This is a genomic window from Acinetobacter sp. S54 (genome assembly GCF_016624945.1).
Classification (GTDB): Bacteria; Pseudomonadota; Gammaproteobacteria; order Pseudomonadales; family Moraxellaceae; genus Acinetobacter.
This window is the reverse complement of sequence record NZ_JACVUI010000001.1, coordinates 284,774-303,140: the sequence shown is the minus strand read 5'-3', so window position 1 is coordinate 303,140 and position 18,367 is coordinate 284,774. Positions and strand designations below refer to the sequence as shown.

Sequence of the window (18,367 nt, the reverse complement as noted above, 5' to 3'; positions counted from 1 at the left end):
CATTTTTCATTTGAATCGTTGTTACAGTTGTCCTTACTGCCTACATATATAGTTGTCCATTTTAATCATCTGAATTTCAGTACTGATTCATTCTAAACTTCGGCTACTCTTCACCTTTATGCAGGCGCACTTATAACTTGCTGAGAAATAATGCCCTGTTCTATTAACAACTCGATTTGCTCATCACTAAACCCTTTTTGCTGCAAAACTTGAATCGTATGCTCAGCAAAAGCCGGGGGTGCCTGACGATAACTGGCGGGGGTTTGACTGAGTTTTATAGGCGAACCAATACCCTGATATTCATCACCAATCGCCACGACCATATTGCGATGTAAGGTATGAGGATGTTTCACAATTTCAGCAACGTTTAAAATAGGACCACATGGCACACCCGACTGAATCAAGTCATATGCCAAACGATCACCATCACACTCGGCCAGACGTTGTTCCAAAATCTGCTTAAATACTTTGCGATTTTGACAGCGTGAGGCATTATCGATAAACCTTGGATCGTGCATTAATTCAGTGAGATCAAGTTGCTGACAAAGTTTGGCAAATTGCTGATTATTACCCACCGCAATATAAATCGGGCTAGTTTTGGTTTGGTAAGCATCGTAAGGCGTAATGTTAGGATGAGCATTGCCTGTTCGCTGTGGGACTGTGCCTGACCATACATAATTTGGAATATGCGGATGTAACAACGACACGCCTGTATCAAATAACGCGGCCTCAACAAACTGCCCTCGTCCCGACACTTGTCGTGCCTGTAAAGCCAATAAAATACCAATGACCGCATTCAGACCAGTGACCATATCGACCACGGGCAACCCCACGCGCAATGGTTCACCTTCAGCTTCACCATTGACACTCATGATGCCTGAAATAGCTTGTATAACTGAATCGTAGCCTGGTAAACCACCTAAAGGCCCATCTGCACCAAAGCCTGTAATCCGGCAATGAATCAATCGCGGAAATTGTTTAGAAAGTACCTCATCAAAGCCTAATCCCCATTTTTCCAATGTTCCAATTTTAAAGTTCTCAATCATTACATCTGCATCATCGAGCAATTTGAGTAAAATTTTTCGCCCTTCTGGCTGAGTTAAATCAATTGAAATTCCTTGTTTATTACGGTTAATTCCAGAAAAATAAGCAGCGCTGTCTTGACGAAATGGAGGTCCCCAAAAACGAGTTTCATCTTTTTGTGGCGGTTCAACTTTAATTACTTCCGCACCATGATCAGCCAGTACTTGTGCAGAAAATGGTCCGCCCAATACACGACTTAAATCGAGTATTTTTATGCCTCTTAAGGCGCCCGTATTGATATTCATCCTTGAATGCTCCTTAATTTAAAATCGACATCGCTTGTTCGAGCTTTAACTCACTGTGTTGAATGAGTAGACTTTCAACATTTTCATGCTGGTGGGTATGATCAGCCTGTAAAGGATCGATGGCACTGAGTTTGAATTTCACCACCAGATGCGCCCAAGCCAAACGCTGCCAATGTTTTTCAATCTGTACCGACTCCCATGCCATCATGATGGCGGTTGTGATGTGATACAGTGCAGAAGCCGCTTTACGGGTATCTGCCTCATTTTTCTCATTAATAATCGAGTTAATGAGGACTTCAACTTGCTCAAGTTTCTGAGTCAAAAGCTGACGGCTCATTTCAGGAATGTTTTGATCTTTGAGTAACTGTAAAAGATAGGGTTTTAGTGCAGCCAATGCTTTAGCTCGCTGTGCAGCGCGAATTACATCAAGTGCCACAATATTACTGGTGCCTTCCCATATTGAACCTAGATGTGCATCACGCAAAATACGAGGGTCTGACCATTCTTCGATATAACCACAACCACCACGCACTTCCATGGCATCACCCGTGACTTTGCGCGCATCACGGCAAGCTCTAAATTTAATTAAAGGTGTCAAAATACGTACACAGCTTGCCGCTTGTTCATCTCCCGCTTTAGAGGCATGCAATAAACGTGCGGTATGCAGCATCATTGTGCGTGCCTGTTCGCTTGGTAACATCATTTTTAACAGTTGCTTACGCTGCAAAGGTAAATCCTGTAAATATTGACCAAAAGCCTGACGGTTTTGACAAATATACAGAGCCTCACCGACTGCACGTCGCATTAGGCCTGCGGCACGAACACCATTAGACAACCGTGATAAATTAATCATATCGGCCATTTGCTGAAAACCACGCCCTATCTCTCCCAACAAATAGGCTTTGGCACCTTGTAGCGAAATTTCACCACTGGCCATCGAGCGCGTTCCCAACTTATCTTTTAGTCGCAAAATCTGATAATGATTATGGCAACCATTGTCCAGAAATTTTGGCATAAGAAATAGCCCCAGTCCTTTCATGCCTTGTGGAGCCCCTTCAACATGTGCCAATACCATTGCAAGCCCAGCATCAGGATTAGAACAAAACCATTTGTCTCCCGTTAAAAACCATTCACCTTCTTTTTGCGTCGCGAGCGTGGTAATTCCTGATACATCAGAACCTGCGCCCTGTTCTGTCATAAACATGGCACCCTGAGTTAAATGATCAAAATCTGAGGTCAGCAAATTAGGTAGATATTTTTCTATAATTTCTGGGGCTGCATATTTACACATGGTATGGGTTAAGGAGTCAGTCATGCTGACTGGACAACATAGACCGAATTCTGCCTGTACAAAAAGATAAGTTAACGCATATTTCGCCATTGGCGGCATTACTTCTGGCCAACCCAATATGCCTTTCTTATGCGACATACTGGCGAGACCTAAATCGATATAGGCTTTTTTCTCTAGCGCGATGTAATCAGGATGTTTTCTGACTTTTTGTTCATTAAAGCCACGACGATTACGGTATTGCAAGGTGGGCGGATTTTTATCTGCACTTAAAGCCAAACTATCTAGATCACCACCAACATCAGCGCCAAGCTGTTCCAAATGAGGCAATAAATGCTGATAAAGCTCATTCGGCAAATAAATTTGTAGCAGTTTTCTAAAGACTGGATCTTGATTAAAAAAATTCTGTCCATGACGATCTGGAATATTATTATCGGCTTCCAATTGATAAATGACATTCAAGCTGACCATGCTCACTCCGTGTTTTAGGACTATTTTCCTTGATTTAAATCAGCTTAGAGAGTGAGCAATACGGTGTAAAATATATTATTTGCATGGTTTGATTTAAAAAAAATATCGAAGATATGTTTTAATTGTGAGGATTAAGCGTTCTATTAAATTCCGCATCAGGATAGATGATCGATAAAAAATCAGGATAATCCAATGAATCTTAAACAATTACGCTATTTTGTCACTGTCGCAGAAGAGCTACATTTTGGTCGTGCAGCGCAACGTTTACATATTTCACAACCGCCGCTCAGTATCAGCATTCAACAATTGGAATCTAATTTAGGCTTTGCGCTATTTGTGCGAAATAATAAGAATGTGGCTCTTACAGATGCAGGTGCTTTGTTTTATCGCGAAGCATTAATGTTACTCAAACATGCCGACGAAATGCAGCACATTGGCGAGCGTGTCGCGCAAGGAACGATTGGACATTTACGAATTGGGTTTACCAGCTCCACTTTATTTCGTGGTCTTCACCACTATATTTCCCAATTTCAACAACAATACCCCCAAGTCGATGTTAGCCTCAAAGAACTTAACTCTTATGAACAATTTCAGGCCATAAAACAGGAACAAATTAATTTGGGTTTTGTGCATACACTTAATCCTGCTGAACAAATTGCACATCGTTTATTTCTGGCTGAAGAGTTTGTCTGTTGTATGCCCAAATCACATCCTTTAGCAATCCAAGACAGTATTGATCTCAAGCTTTTACAACATGAGCCATTCATTTTATTTCCACGCGCGGTTTCTCCTTATTATCATGATCAAATTACCGCAATTTGTGTCAATGCAGGTTTTAGTCCGAATCTCATGCATGAAGTACGTAATTGGTTAACCATAGTAGAGTTTGTAGAACTAGGCTTAGGAATTGCTCTGGTACCTAAATCCATGCAATCCTTAAAAAAAGATCATGCGCGATTTATTGAGATTGAGAACAATCAAATTTTGTCAGAAACTCATTGTATCTGGAACCGACACAACACCTCTATTTTGCTCGATAATTTTCTAAAACTTCTGTCCTTTGCCCCTCAATAAAAAGCCCGCATCACTGCGGGCTTAAACTAGCTTTTTGAATATCTAGATTTTAAATATCAAGATAATCCAGAATACCTTCCGCGGCCTCACGACCTTCCCAGATTGCAGTCACTACAAGGTCAGAACCACGTACCATATCACCACCCGCAAAAATTTTCGGGTTAGATGTCTGGAATTTATATTGTTGCTGTTCTGGAGCAACGACACGACCAGAACCGTCTAAGCCAATATTCACTCCTGCAAACCAGTCTGCTGGACTTGGACGGAAACCAAATGCCAGTAGAACAGCATCAGCTGCCAATACTTCTTCAGAACCTGGAATCGGTTCAGGACTACGACGACCACGACTATCAGGTTCACCCAATTGGGTAGTAACGACTTTAACCCCTGTCACTTTACCATTTTCACCAACAACTTCGATCGGCTGGCGATTAAACAGGAAGTTAACTCCTTCTTCACGCGCATTTTTCACTTCACGACGTGAACCCGGCATGTTAGCTTCATCACGACGATAAGCACATGTTACTTGTTCAGCGCCCTGACGAATCGAGGTGCGGTTACAGTCCATCGCGGTATCACCGCCCCCGAGTACGATAACTTTTTTGCCTTCAACACTGATGTATTCGCTGGCATCTTTTTCCCAGCCCTGACACCGGTTTACATTGGCAATCAGGAAATCGAGTGCATCGTAAACACCATCCAGATCTTCGCCCGGGAAACCGCCCTTCATATAGGTATACGTTCCCATTCCCATGAAAACTGCATCATATTCTTGAAGCAATTGCTCAATGGTAATATCTGTACCAATTTCAGTATTTAAACGGAATTCCATGCCCATGCCAGTGAATATTTCACGGCGACGTTTCATGACATCTTTTTCCATTTTAAATTCTGGAATACCAAAAGTTAACAAACCACCAATTTCAGGACGTTTGTCAAAAATAACAGGTTTAACCCCATTACGTGCCAGAATATCTGCACAACCTAAACCAGCCGGCCCAGCTCCAATAATCGCCACTTTTTTGTCTGTCCATTTTACATGCGACATATCTGGACGCCAGCCCAGTGCAAAAGCGGTATCATTGATATATTTTTCAGCATTACCAATGGTGACTGCACCAAAACCGTCATTAAGGGTACACGCCCCTTCACACAAACGGTCTTGTGGACAAACACGACCACAGACCTCTGGCAAAGTATTGGTTTGGTGGCAAAGCTCTGCTGCTTGAAAAATCTGACCCTCAGCAATCAGTTTCAACCAGTTTGGAATGTAGTTATGCACGGGGCATTTCCATTCACAATACGGGTTACCACATGCCAGACAACGATGTGTCTGATTGGCGGCGACATCTGCGGTAAAAGGCTTATAAATTTCCACAAATTCTGCTTTGCGGACAGTAATATCTTTTTTCTCTGGGTCTTGGCGTGCTACATCCAGAAACTGAAAGTCATTATTGAGGCGTTCTGCCATGTCTCTCTCCGTGGGTAGGTGCAGAGTTCGCTGTTACCTGCACCTGCCTATGTATATGCAGTAGTGGAATTATTGAGGATCAGCTTGAGTGGCTTTCAAAAGCGTGAGCAAATTAGCAGCTTTTGGTTTTACAAGCCAGAACTTCCGACTGTAAAAATCAAACTCATTGCGGATCTTATAGGCCCAAGCACTACCTGTTTCTTTAATGTGTTCGTCTAGAATACGAAGCAAGAATTGTTGATGTTCTTCCATCGACTCTGTAGAAATACGAGTCAGGTCAATCAATTCATGATTGTAATAATCGACAAAGTCATTATCCAGATCGAGTACATAAGCAAAACCACCTGTCATACCAGCACCGAAGTTATGACCTACCTTACCAAGCACAGTCACAATACCGCCCGTCATGTATTCACAACAGTGATCGCCTGCACCTTCAATCACAGCAAAGGCACCTGAGTTACGTACTGCAAATCGTTCGCCCGCCGTACCCGCAGCAAATAATTTACCGCCAGTTGCACCATACATACAGGTGTTACCAATAATCGCAGTATGTTGAGTCTGGAATGGCGAACCTTTTGGTGGGAAGATTGAGACTCGTCCACCTGCCATACCTTTACCCACATAGTCGTTAGCATCACCTTCAAGTTTAATATGCAAACCGCCTGCATTCCACACACCCAATGACTGGCCTGCGGTTCCTTTCAGGTTCATGATGACTGGATGAGATTCCATGTCCAGATTGCCATAACGGCGTGCAATTTCACCTGAAATACGTGCACCAATTGAACGATCACAGTTACCGACTGCAAAATTGAATTCACCACCCGTACCGGCTTCAATGGCTGGAAGCATTTCTTCTACCATACGCTCAGCCAACAAGCCTTTATCGAATGGCTCATTACCTTGAACTTCGCAGTACTGCGCTTTACCTTCTGCTGCAGGATGTGACTGTAACAATGGTGTCAAATCAAGATGAGCATGCTTATCGGTTTCACCCGGTAACACTTCAAGTAAATCCACCCGGCCAATCAAATCTTTAAGGGAGGCAACACCTAATGCAGCGAGCCACTCACGAGTTTCTTCCGCAATAAAATGGAAGAAATTGATGAGCATTTCAGGTTCACCAATGTAATGATCCTGACGCAGTTTGTCTTGTTGAGTTGCAACACCCGTAGCACAGTTATTCAAATGGCAGATCCGCAAGTATTTACAGCCCAGTGCAATCATTGGCGTTGAACCAAAACCAAAACTTTCTGCACCCAAAATCGCTGCCTTTACGACATCCAGACCAGTTTTCAAACCACCATCGGTTTGTACACGGACTTTACCACGTAGGTCGTTCACGCGAAGAGCTTGATGTGCTTCAGACAGACCCAATTCCCATGGTGAACCCGCATGGTGGATAGATGAAAGTGGAGAAGCCGCTGTACCACCGTCATAACCAGAAATGGTAATGAAGTCAGCGTAAGCTTTAGCAACACCTGCTGCAATTGTTCCTACACCTGGTTCAGATACTAATTTCACTGAAACCATGGCTTGAGGATTGACTTGTTTCAAGTCAAAAATCAACTGTGATAGATCCTCAATCGAGTAAATATCATGATGCGGTGGTGGAGAAATAAGCGTCACACCTGGAACTGAATAACGTAAACGTGCAATTAGTCCATTCACTTTACCGCCCGGTAATTGACCACCTTCACCCGGTTTAGCACCCTGCGCGACTTTAATCTGCAATACTTCCGCAGAAGTCAAATATGCTGGCGTTACACCAAAACGGCCCGATGCGATCTGCTTAATTTTCGAGTTACGAATTGTACCGTAACGCGCTGGATCTTCACCGCCCTCACCTGAGTTCGAACGACCACCAATGGTGTTCATAGCAATCGCAATCGCTTCATGAGCTTCTGGTGATAATGCGCCTAATGACATACCCGCAGAGTCAAAACGAGGTAAAATCGCCTCAACTGATTCAACTTGTTCAACAGGAATTGAATCAGTCGTTTTTAACTTGAATAAATCACGGATCGTGGCGATTGGACGACTATTTACCAGTTCAGCATATTCTTTAAAGTCAGCATAGTTGCCTGAACGTACTGCTTTATGTAAAGCATTGATTACATCTGGGTTAAAAGCATGATATTCCTTGCCAAATACGAACTTCAGCATACCCCCCTGATCAATCGGCTTACGTGCTTTCCATGCCAAATCAGCCAGTTTTTTCTGATCATTTTCAAGGTCAACAAAAGTTGCACCCTGAATACGGCTTGGTACACCCGTAAAGCATTTTGAAACCACTTCAGAAGATAAGCCCACCGCCTCAAACAACTGCCCACCACGATAAGAAGCAACTGTTGAAATCCCCATTTTAGAGAGAACTTTCAACAAGCCTTTATCAATACCTTTACGGAAGTTCGCTTGGGCGTGTACTGGATCTCCCAATAACTCACCTTTTGCAATCAAATCATTGATCACATCATAGGCAAGGTAAGGATAAACCGCCGTTGCACCAAAACCGAGCAATACTGCAAATTGATGGGCATCACGTGCCACACCAGTTTCAACAATAATGTTGGCATCTGTACGCAAACCCGTCTGAATCAAATGATGATGTACTGCACCAGTTGCCAACGCAGCATTGGCTGGTAAATGTCCCTGACTTAAATTTTTATCAGAAAGAATCAATAAAGTTTGACCATCACGGATTGCTTGTGCAGATTCTTCACAAATACGATTGATCGCAGCTTGTAAGCCTTCTTCTTCACGATAATTCAGATCAATTTCTGCAATTTCATAACCAGTACGGTTTAAATTGCGCAATTGATGCATTTTAGAATTGGAAAGCACTGGACTTGAAATAATCAGACGATCTGCATGCTCAGGTCCTTGCTCAAAAACATTTTGTTCACGGCCCAAACAAGTTTCAAGTGACATGACAATCGACTCACGTAATGGGTCGATCGGTGGATTGGTCACCTGTGCAAATTGCTGACGGAAATAATCAGAAACATGGCGGACCTGACGTGATAACACCGCCATAGGTGTATCATCACCCATTGAGCCAACTGCTTCCTGACCACTTTCAGCGATTGGACGTAACATCTGATCACGTTCTTCAAACGTTACCATGAACATTTTTTGGGCGGTTTTTAAGGCGTCCCCAACCAGACCTTGCTCCGATAATTTTTCTTCAAGTTCAGGATCTGCCTGTAAGCGTAAGGCATGCTCACGCAACCATTCACGGTATGGACGCATTTTTTTCAGATGAGTGCTGACATCATTGGTATCTAGTAATTTACCAGTAAATGTATCGACCACCAGAATTTGACCAGGACCTACACGACCTTTAGAAATTACATCTTCAGGTTCGTAGTCCCATACCCCAATTTCAGAAGCAAGTGTGATGTAATCATTTTTAGTAATGACCCAACGCGCAGGACGCAAACCGTTACGATCCAGCATACAGATTGCATGACGGCCATCCTGAATAACTAAACCAGCAGGCCCATCCCAAGCTTCCATGTGTTTTGAGTTAAACTCATAAAATGCACGTAAGTCAGCATCTAAAGTTTCAACGTTTTGCCAAGCGGGTGGAACCAACATACGTAGCGCACGGAATAAATCCATGCCACCACCGACCAAAATTTCCAACATGTTATCCAAACTTGAAGAATCCGACCCAGTACGGTTCACGATTGGATTCAATTCAGTTAAACCTGGTAGTAATGGATTTTCAAATTTAGGCGTACGCGCTAACGCCCAGTTACGATTAGCAGTAATCGTATTAATTTCACCATTATGCGCCAAATAACGGAATGGTTGCGCTAAAGGCCAGCGCGGTAATGTGTTGGTTGAGAAACGTTGATGGAAAACCACAATATGTGAAGTTAAACGTTCGTCAGCAAGGTCAGTATAGAAATCGGCAATTGCCGCAGGCATCATTAAGCCTTTATAACTGATCACATTTGACGATAAAGTCGTTACATAGAATGAGCTATCATTATGTAATTTTTGCTCTGCACGACGACGAGCCAAGAAGAGCTTACGGTTAAATTCAACTTCAGTAACGCCCATTGGGCAATTGACAATAATCTGTTCAAACACAGGCAATGATTGAAGCGCAATTTCCCCCAATACATCGTTATTGGTTGGAACAACACGCCAAGCCAGAACTTTTAAGCCTTCTGCTTCAATTTCTTTATTTAAAGTATTTTTGGCATTAAGTGCCAATGCTGGATCTACATTTAAAAAAACGGTACCCACAGCAAAAATTTCACTTAAGGTAATATCACTCAGCTTTTTCGCTTCATCACGAAAAAAAGCTTTAGGCATAGCCAGTAATAAACCACAACCATCTCCCGTTTTGCCATCTGCGGCAATACCACCACGATGGGTCATACAGCTTAAACTGTGAATTGCGGTCTGAACAAGATGATGACTGGATTGACCCTTCATATGGGCAATCAGACCAAAACCGCAGTTATCTTTAAACTCATCTGGTTGATATAAACCTTGAGCGGGAGCTACAGTATGAGGCGATGGCAAGTGCATAGCGTACCCTTCTTTCAACATGGCTCTTTCGAGCATAAAACGATCAATTTACTTTGCGACGTTGTCTATTACTCACGTAAAGCTAAATGTTCCACAATCCATTTCTGCGTTACTCCCTGACTATACGCCGTTTGGCATTTCAAGGCAGTAATTTTCTGGGCAAAAACGTGTTGAGTTATTTCGCACTGTTTTAACGCAGTGAAAAATGACGATTTCGCACGCTAATTGAATTTTTTAGCGCCAAAATAGGGACAAAGTAATCAATTAGCGCATGTATAATGCAAAAAAAGTGCCAACAATAATTTTATTTAACTAAGTGATTTAATTTTAAAAAATAAATATTATTATATTTTTGTAATGCTTTAAAAACGATCTTTTTATTGAACCATATTTGTGCATAATAATCTTTTATTAATAAAAAAGCACCATTAAGGTGCATCAATTAATTAAAGGGATCACTGATCTCTCGTTCGACATTTCGCACAGGTTTATTTTCAGCAGTAGGCGCATTTGTTGTAGCTGATGAAGGAGGTACGACCATATTCGACTGTCGTTGCACATCCACCACGTTGCCTTGATCATCTCGTCGGGTGACTGTAGTTGAGGTCGTCGCCATAGAGGTATCTAAATTTGGCACAGGAACTGGCGCTGGTGCCACGGGAATAGGGGCATTTCTTAAATTGACACTATATAGCTGTCCCGCACTTCCTTTGATTTCCTCAGAGCCTAAATCATTCACTAAGGGCATATAATTTGCCAAAGAAACCACTTGAGGGTGAACCGATGCTGGTAATTTTAAGTTTAATTGTGAAAGTTGAGTCTGCGCTTCGGCTTGACGATTAAATATTCCATAAGCTAAAACATATTGCTCTTCCTGATTTTCACCACTTAGACGGAAATAAATAAAATTCTTACGATCAGTCTGACTTTTTAGATAATTTTTAATGATATTTTCATCAGAAGAACGAAACAACTCAATCGTCATATTTCTCTGATTTTCTTGCATGAATTTAGTGCCACGAAACTCAGCTTCATGATTTCCAGCGGTAATCACACGCATGGTTAGATCCAAAGGTCGCACCTCATCAGACAAAGTACCCAAATTAGTGGTTGCAGTCACTTTCTGAGGCTGAATTTGTGTCTGTGTCTCTGCAATATCTTGCTTTTCGACCTGCACCACTTTATCTGAACTGGTAATTGCCCAAAAGATCAATGCCAGCAATAAACAGATAGCACCAAGTACCAGCCAACTATAATGCTGAATATTCTGCCAAAGCGTACGTGATACCGTCATTTTACACCTAATCTCACTCTGCTTGATTTTCCAAAATAGCCTGCTTCATTTTTTCGACATCGAAATCTTTGGTAATCACAGCTTGACCCAACTGTTTCAAAAGTACCAATCTTAGCTGCCCATTCAAAACCTTTTTATCATGCGACATATAAGATAAAAACTCATCTAATGGAATTTTCGGACATGATATCGGCAATTTTGCTCGTTGAATGATGTTTTTTGTACGTTGTAAATCCTCTAATGAGATCCATCCCATTCGTTGAGATAAATCTGCAGCCATCACCATCCCAGTTGCTACAGCCTCACCATGTAACCACTCACCATAGCCTAGATACGATTCGATCGCATGACCAAACGTATGTCCGAGATTTAAAAGCGCTCGCTCACCCTGCTCTTTTTCATCATTGGCCACGATTCTTGCTTTATGTGCACAAGAACGATAAACCGCTTGAGCTAGTAGCATTTCATCTCCTGCGAGCAAACCTTCCATATGTTGTTCAAGCCATGCCAAGAATTCAACGTCACCAAGTAGCGCATATTTAATGACCTCAGCCAATCCAGCAGATAGCTCACGCGCAGGCAAGGTACTCAGTTGGGCCATATCCGCCATTACAACCTCAGGCTGTTTAAAAGCCCCGATCATATTTTTGCCTAGTGGATGATTAATCCCTGTTTTTCCACCTACACTAGAATCTACTTGGGAAAGTAATGTTGTTGGCACCTGAATAAAATAAACACCGCGCTGAAAACAAGCCGATGCAAAACCAGACATATCCCCGATCACCCCACCACCTAAAGCCAATACGGTACAATCACGATTGAAACCCGCTTCAAGTAAGGCATTAAAAATCAGATTTAAATTTTCAAGATTTTTATATTTTTCACCATCAGGCAGTACACAGGTCGCCACTTTTTTACCTAAAGATTCTAAATCACGAACATAATGAGATAAATAAAGTTGTTGCAATGTTGTATTGGTGACAATCATAACTTGCTGCCCTTTTATATAAGGTGCTAGCAATGCTTTTGGATCTAATTGACTGCCAATAAAAATAGGATAACGACGATCACCGAGTTCTACATGAAGTGTTTGCATGAAACTTTAATGCCAATAATAAAATAAATAACTTAGTGTAATTCTTCTGCCAAAATCACACGCAAAATATGCTGTGCCAATTCCCGTGCAGCGCCTTGATGTGTTTCTATCACATAATGCGCAACTTCACGATATAAAGGATCACGAATTTGAAGTAAATCTTTGAGTTTTTGCTCTGGATTTTCAACCTGTAATAAAGGGCGATTTTTGTCTCGATAGGTACGCTGTAATTGTAATTCAACAGGCGTATAGAGATAAATAACAATTCCACGTTTGTTTAGATATTCACGATTTTCAGCTTGAGTAACTGCCCCACCACCCGTTGCAACCACCAGTTGCCTGCGTTGAGTTAACTCATTAATGACAGTTTTTTCCCGCGAACGAAAACCAACTTCGCCTTCTTTTTCAAATATCCACGGAATACTGGCCCCGGTTTTACGTTCAATTTCATGATCACTATCCAGAAACTCACGTCCCAGAAGCTCAGCCAGATGCCGTCCTACTGTTGTTTTTCCTGCTCCCATCGGCCCTACCAAATAGATATTTGGTAGAGCTTTAAACTCTTTGCCTAGCAAGGAGTCACCTATTGTATAACTTGAATTAAACTTATATTACTGATTTCTCACCTGAGTGTCATTAACAATTCTTGGTGTCACAAAGATCAATAATTCTTGTTTATCATCAGACTTTGAGTCTTTTCTAAATAAACGCCCAACCCAAGGTAGATCACCCAAGAAAGGTACCTTAGTTTGACTATTCAAGGTCGTTTGCTCAAAAACACCCCCTAGAATCACAGTCTCGCCATTATCCACTAAGACATTGGTGTTAATGGTGTTTTTATTCAAAATAAGCTCTCCATTTGGCGCTTCACCAGCAATTGAATCTTTTGCAATATTCAATTGCATCTGAATCTTGCCATCAGGCGTAATACTTGGCGTAACTTCCAAACTTAACAAAGCTTCTTTGAATGAGGTGGTTGCTGTTGAACCTGCTGCAGAGTTTGTGGTGGACTGATAAGGAACTTCCTGACCTGTTGCAACTTTAGCGGTCTGTTTATCTGCGGTCATCACTTTCGGCGTTGAAATTACCTCGCCATAGCCATCAGCCTGTAAAGCAGATAGCTCTAAATCCAGCATAAAATCAGACAAACTAATTAAGCTAAACGCAATTTTACTTGCTCCGGCGGATGTTACGCCCAAATCTACATTCAGGTTATCTGGACGCTCAATAGTATACTTACCATCATCATCTGGTTCACGTAGGTTCCAAAGCGTTGTGTCACTTCCTCCGACCAACAAATCATTGTTCGTATTGATCCCTTGTGAAAGAATGCCCCATTTCACCCCCATTTCCTTAGTAAAAGAAGTGGTGGCTCTCACAATGCGAGCTTCGATCATCACTTGTTTAACGCGTACATCAAGCAAATCAATCATTTTACGAATTTGATCAATTTTTTGTGCGGTATCATTAACAATTAAAGTATTGGTTCGCGGATCAATGGAAACCGTGCCTCTCGGACTTAATAGACTTCCAACACTATCCCCAAGCGGTTCTGAACCACCTGAACTCGAGGAGCCTGACGTTGAACTATTTTTACCCTGAGTCATCAATTTTTCAATATCTGCTGCCTTGGCATAACTGAGCTGAATATATTCAGTTTGTAAAGGTGCGAGTTTCACACTTTGTGCAATAGCCTTGGCTTCTTCTTCTTCAGCTTTGGTTAACTCAGTTACAGGCGCAATCCAGATTACATTACCATTACGACGTTTATCCAGATTTTTAGTTTTTAAGATAATATCCAGCGCCTGATCCCAAGGCACATCCTTCAAGCGCAAGGTGATATTCCCTTGCACTGAATCAGCCGTAACCATATTAATATCTGTAAAATCAGCTAATAACTGAAGCACACGGCGCACTTCGATATCCTGAAAATCTAGAGAGATTTTTTTACCGCTATAATTAGGTGCAGAACGTGTGTGTAGTTGATTACGATCTTCAGGACGCTTTAGGCTCAAAGTTAATTTATTTTCTGCCTGATATGCCATATATTCATAGCTACCAGATGATTGCACCACTATCACACCACTTCCGCCTTCATTATAGGCATCAACACTCGCAACGGGCGTAGCAAAATCATTTACATTCAGACGTCTTGCCAGATTTGTCGGGATTTTATTTCCCAGCATACGCACAACAATTTTACTGCCTTGTTGCTGCACATCTACTGGTGTATTACTCCCAAGCAGATCAATCACAACTTGACCTTCACCCTGTGAACCACGCTGAAAACCGATATTTGAAACCCCCTGTTGGGTACTAGCAGCAACGGGTGGCATACCAATAGCAGCAGGCGTCATAGTTTGTTGAGCACTATTAATTTTTAAAACAAAAGTGTTGCCTTCAACACGTGTCGTAAACGCGCCCGCATCTTTTAAATTTACGGTTAAACGTGAACGTTGTGCATCAGACATGACATCCACACTACTGGCCTCATTCGTCGCTACAGCGATGCTGTTTTGCTTTAGATTTTGCTGCGCCTGATCAAAATCTAGAATCAGTCTGGATGGCTGTTCCATTTGATAAGCTTGTGGTTGCGGTGGCAAGCCATTGAACATTACACGGATTTCCGTTCCCTGTCCTGCGATATTCATGGGCACAATATTGGTAATACTGACCTGTGCATTGGCAACTTGCATGATTGCAAATGCAACGGTCCCCATTGAAAATTGTCGAACTGCATGATTCATTGATTCACCATCCCCAATCAGAAATTTTTTTAAACCCTTTTTCATTGTTATTCCTTTAATACTTAAGGCTCAGGCCCAATCAGAACCAATGTACGTGGCCGCTCTACATAGCCTTCACGACCATCTGGTACAATTTCAACCAAATCAATTTGTGTTGGACTGATATTTACAATGCGCCCTTGATTCATCCCCATATAACTGCCCACCTGAACTCTCTCCACTTGCCCATCAGGCGTCTGGATCAATGCAAGAATCTGTCCATTATTACTGCGCAGACTACCTTTCATATTTAAAGATTCGAGCGCATAACTTTCAAGCGGCTGTGGCTGACGGTTAAAGTTCGGATAAACGCGCTTCCCCGCCATAATCCTAAGTTCAGCTGCCAATGAGCTTGGTAAAAATGGGCTCTTGAGCTGCATGGCTGCATAAGCGAATGTGGGCACAGGTGTAAACACTGGTGCTGGTTCAATTGGTATAGGCGGCTGATTACGAATTGCAGCCATCTGCTCATTGACTGCATCAATACGTGAATCACATCCTACTAAGCCACAGCACAGCATTGTCATGACGATATAATGTTTTTTCATTATTTAGCCCCCGCTGCAACTGGAGCAGAAGCGCCCCCAGCTTGTTCATCCGCACCAATGTATCGATAGGTTTTTGCTTTGACCGAATAACTAATTTCAGGAATATCAGCTTTTTCTTTAACTTGCTTACCTTCAATCACAAAATCATGCAAAGTTACAATACGAGGTAATGCTGCAATAGCACTCGCAAAAGCACCAAATGCATGGTAATCCCCTGTCGCATCAATCGAAATGGGCTGCTCAATAAAAAACTCTTGTTTAACTTCATTTTCCAGACGAATATTTTTAAATTTCAGCCCAGAATTTACACCCGTCATATTGATATCTTCAACTAGACTTGGAATTTCTGTTTCTTTGGGAAGTTGAGCCAATTGTTGATTAAAGTTAGATTCCATTTCCTGCAACTGAACTTGATATTGTTGCAAATTACGTAATTTAGAATCTTTCTCGCGAAACTCATTCAGTAGATTTTGTTCCTGTGCCTGTGCAGTTGAAATGGCATCAAGCTTCGGCTTAATAGCTAGAAAATAACCTAAAGCACACACCGCAAAGAAAATAAAAATCCAGCAGGTAATTTTGACAGAAAGCGGCCAGCTTCCATAATTACTCATATCCAGCGTATTAAACTGCTGAAAGAATTTTTCTAGCGTTAACTTCTTTTTCTTTGGCGCAGCGACTTCAGGATCCAGTTCATTGAATTCATCACGACTCATTGTGCTGCCCCCGTATTTGAACCTTGTTGATTGTTATTATCTTCCGTAACTGGCGCCCCAATTTCCCCCAGATCCGTTGTCACGACAAAAGTACCATAACTTTCTTCTACACGTGGTACTACAGAGCTTTGAGTTTGATCTTTTTTGTCATCTGCTGCCAAAAATGAGTTCATAAAAGCATTACGATACCAAGGAGATGCCTCTAAATTACGCAATAATTCTGCGACAGTATTTGGACTTTCAGCCTTACCTTCAATGGTAAATTTATCACCCGCACGTGTGAATTTGGTCAGGTACATATTACTTGGTGTGACCCTTACCAACTCATCAATAAGGCGTACAGTTACTGGACGTTGGCCTTCCAATCCCTGAATCAGTTTCATTCTTTCCACAATTGCGTTTCGGCGTTCTTGTAAGCCATCCAATGATTTGAGTTGAGTATCCAGATTTTGATTGGTACTCACAATCAATTGATTGGCCTGTTCCTGATCATTAAGCTTATGATCGTAAAACAACCAAGCCAATACCACAGCAACCACCCCAAGCACTGCAATAGCAGCACTGAATGCAATAAATTGTTTCTTGCGCTGCTCTCTTAGCTCATCACGCCAAGGGAGTAAATTAATCTTTGCCATTAATCAAAACTCCTCAATGCCAGACCGCATGCCACCATTAAAGAAGAGGCATCATTTTCAATTTTTTTAATATCAACCTGAGGAGAGAAACCCATTTGTAGGAATGGGTTGGCTGTCGTAACGCGATAACCTAGTTTTTGCTGTAGAAGTTTTGCCAAACCTGGAATATTGGCATTCCCACCCGCCAATAAAATATGATCAATTTCATTGAACTGAGAGGAAGAAAAGAAAAATTGTAAAGATCGTGCTGCTTGTTGGACTAAGGCTTCTAGGAAAGGTTCCAAAACTTCGGTATCGAAATCATCTGGTAAGGAACGTTCTTTTTTAGCACGCCCTGCTTCCTCAAAAGATAACCCGTAACGTGTCTGGACATCCTGAGTGAGTTGTTTCCCACCAAAAACCTGCTCACGAGTATAAATAATCTTGCCATGTTGCATCACTGAAAGTGTGGTCATGGTATGTCCGATGTCTAAAATACCGACGGTATTGACGCCCATCGGTAATGTATCGGCAAAAACACCAAATGCTCTTTCCATCGCATAACTTTCAACATCAGCAACTTTAGGAGTTAAATCTGCAAGCTCTAGTACTTCCACTCGCGTCTCCACGTTTTCAGTACGTGTAGCGACCAGTAGGACATTGACTCGAGCAGGATTTGCCAAACGATCAGGCAGAACTTCAAAATCCAGACTGACTTCATCCAGTGGGAAAGGAATATATTGCTCTGCATCCATACGAATTTGAACTTCGCGCTCATCATCCGTCATGTCCGCATCCATCTCGATGATCTTATGGATCACCATTGACGTTGGAATCGCGATGGCAGCATTGGTCGACTGTGGATTGGCCAAGTTAATGACTCGCTCCAACGCATCCCCTACTGCCTCTGGATTGAGAATATTCTTCTCGACCACGCTATTTTCTTGTAAGGGTATCAAGGCATAGCTTTCCACCCAATAGCGACCGTTTTTTACAGAGAGTTCTAATAACTTAACAGAAGTCGAACTAATATCGACCCCTACTAACCCCTTATTTGGTTTACGATATAACCTGCGCACGATAGCATTATCCTATTATTTTTTTATCCCCAAACAAAACAACAAGCTGATCTC

13 protein-coding genes are annotated in these 18,367 nt (G+C 42.0%); 1 reads left to right on the top strand and 12 read right to left on the bottom strand.

What is annotated here, in order from left to right:
* Positions 1-116: 116 nt before the first annotated feature.
* Both IAE20_RS01340 and IAE20_RS01335 read right to left on the bottom strand, forming a co-directional pair.
* Positions 117-1,328, bottom strand: a complete 1,212-nt coding sequence (locus IAE20_RS01340) for a CaiB/BaiF CoA transferase family protein (RefSeq protein WP_200481640.1) — start codon at positions 1,326-1,328, stop codon at positions 117-119.
* Between the two features lie 13 nt (positions 1,329-1,341).
* A complete protein-coding gene (locus IAE20_RS01335) occupies positions 1,342-3,087 on the bottom strand; it encodes an acyl-CoA dehydrogenase family protein (protein WP_200481641.1) in 1,746 nt (581 codons plus the stop codon).
* Positions 3,088-3,279: 192 nt separating this feature from the next.
* Between IAE20_RS01335 and IAE20_RS01330 the strand changes: the two genes are divergently transcribed.
* Complete coding sequence (locus IAE20_RS01330; RefSeq protein ID WP_200481642.1) at positions 3,280-4,161, top strand: LysR family transcriptional regulator; 882 nt, start codon at positions 3,280-3,282, stop codon at positions 4,159-4,161.
* Between the two features lie 49 nt (positions 4,162-4,210).
* Here IAE20_RS01330 and IAE20_RS01325 read toward each other — a convergent pair whose 3' ends face one another.
* From IAE20_RS01325 to IAE20_RS01280, 10 genes are all read right to left on the bottom strand, one after another.
* Positions 4,211-5,632, bottom strand: a complete 1,422-nt coding sequence (locus IAE20_RS01325) for an FAD-dependent oxidoreductase (RefSeq protein ID WP_200481643.1) — start codon at positions 5,630-5,632, stop codon at positions 4,211-4,213.
* A gap of 69 nt (positions 5,633-5,701) precedes the next feature.
* Positions 5,702-10,183 carry a glutamate synthase large subunit gene (gene gltB, locus IAE20_RS01320; protein WP_200481644.1) on the bottom strand — a complete coding sequence of 1,494 codons (4,482 nt, stop codon included), beginning with the start codon at positions 10,181-10,183 and terminating at the stop codon, positions 5,702-5,704.
* 442 nt (positions 10,184-10,625) lie between these two features.
* Positions 10,626-11,477 carry a hypothetical protein gene (locus IAE20_RS01315; RefSeq protein WP_200481645.1) on the bottom strand — a complete coding sequence of 284 codons (852 nt, stop codon included), beginning with the start codon at positions 11,475-11,477 and terminating at the stop codon, positions 10,626-10,628.
* A 13-nt stretch (positions 11,478-11,490) separates the two neighbouring features.
* The gene (aroB, locus tag IAE20_RS01310) at positions 11,491-12,573 is read right to left on the bottom strand and encodes a 3-dehydroquinate synthase (protein WP_200481646.1); all 1,083 of its coding nucleotides are present in this window, start codon (positions 12,571-12,573) and stop codon (positions 11,491-11,493) included.
* A 32-nt stretch (positions 12,574-12,605) separates the two neighbouring features.
* Complete coding sequence (gene aroK, locus IAE20_RS01305) at positions 12,606-13,148, bottom strand: shikimate kinase AroK (RefSeq protein WP_200459133.1); 543 nt, start codon at positions 13,146-13,148, stop codon at positions 12,606-12,608.
* A 36-nt stretch (positions 13,149-13,184) separates the two neighbouring features.
* Positions 13,185-15,320: a type IV pilus secretin PilQ gene (locus IAE20_RS01300; RefSeq protein ID WP_200481671.1), complete on the bottom strand. Its 2,136-nt coding sequence runs from the start codon at positions 15,318-15,320 to the stop codon at positions 13,185-13,187.
* A 62-nt stretch (positions 15,321-15,382) separates the two neighbouring features.
* Entirely contained in the window at positions 15,383-15,907 is a 525-nt protein-coding gene (locus IAE20_RS01295; RefSeq protein WP_200459132.1) for a pilus assembly protein PilP, read from the bottom strand.
* Entirely contained in the window at positions 15,907-16,620 is a 714-nt protein-coding gene (locus IAE20_RS01290) for a type 4a pilus biogenesis protein PilO (protein ID WP_200459131.1), read from the bottom strand. Before IAE20_RS01290 ends, IAE20_RS01295 begins: the two co-directional genes overlap by 1 nt.
* A complete protein-coding gene (locus IAE20_RS01285; protein ID WP_200481647.1) occupies positions 16,617-17,255 on the bottom strand; it encodes a PilN domain-containing protein in 639 nt (212 codons plus the stop codon). Before IAE20_RS01285 ends, IAE20_RS01290 begins: the two co-directional genes overlap by 4 nt.
* The gene (locus tag IAE20_RS01280) at positions 17,255-18,313 is read right to left on the bottom strand and encodes a pilus assembly protein PilM (RefSeq protein ID WP_200459129.1); all 1,059 of its coding nucleotides are present in this window, start codon (positions 18,311-18,313) and stop codon (positions 17,255-17,257) included. Before IAE20_RS01280 ends, IAE20_RS01285 begins: the two co-directional genes overlap by 1 nt.
* Positions 18,314-18,367 lie beyond the last annotated feature (54 nt).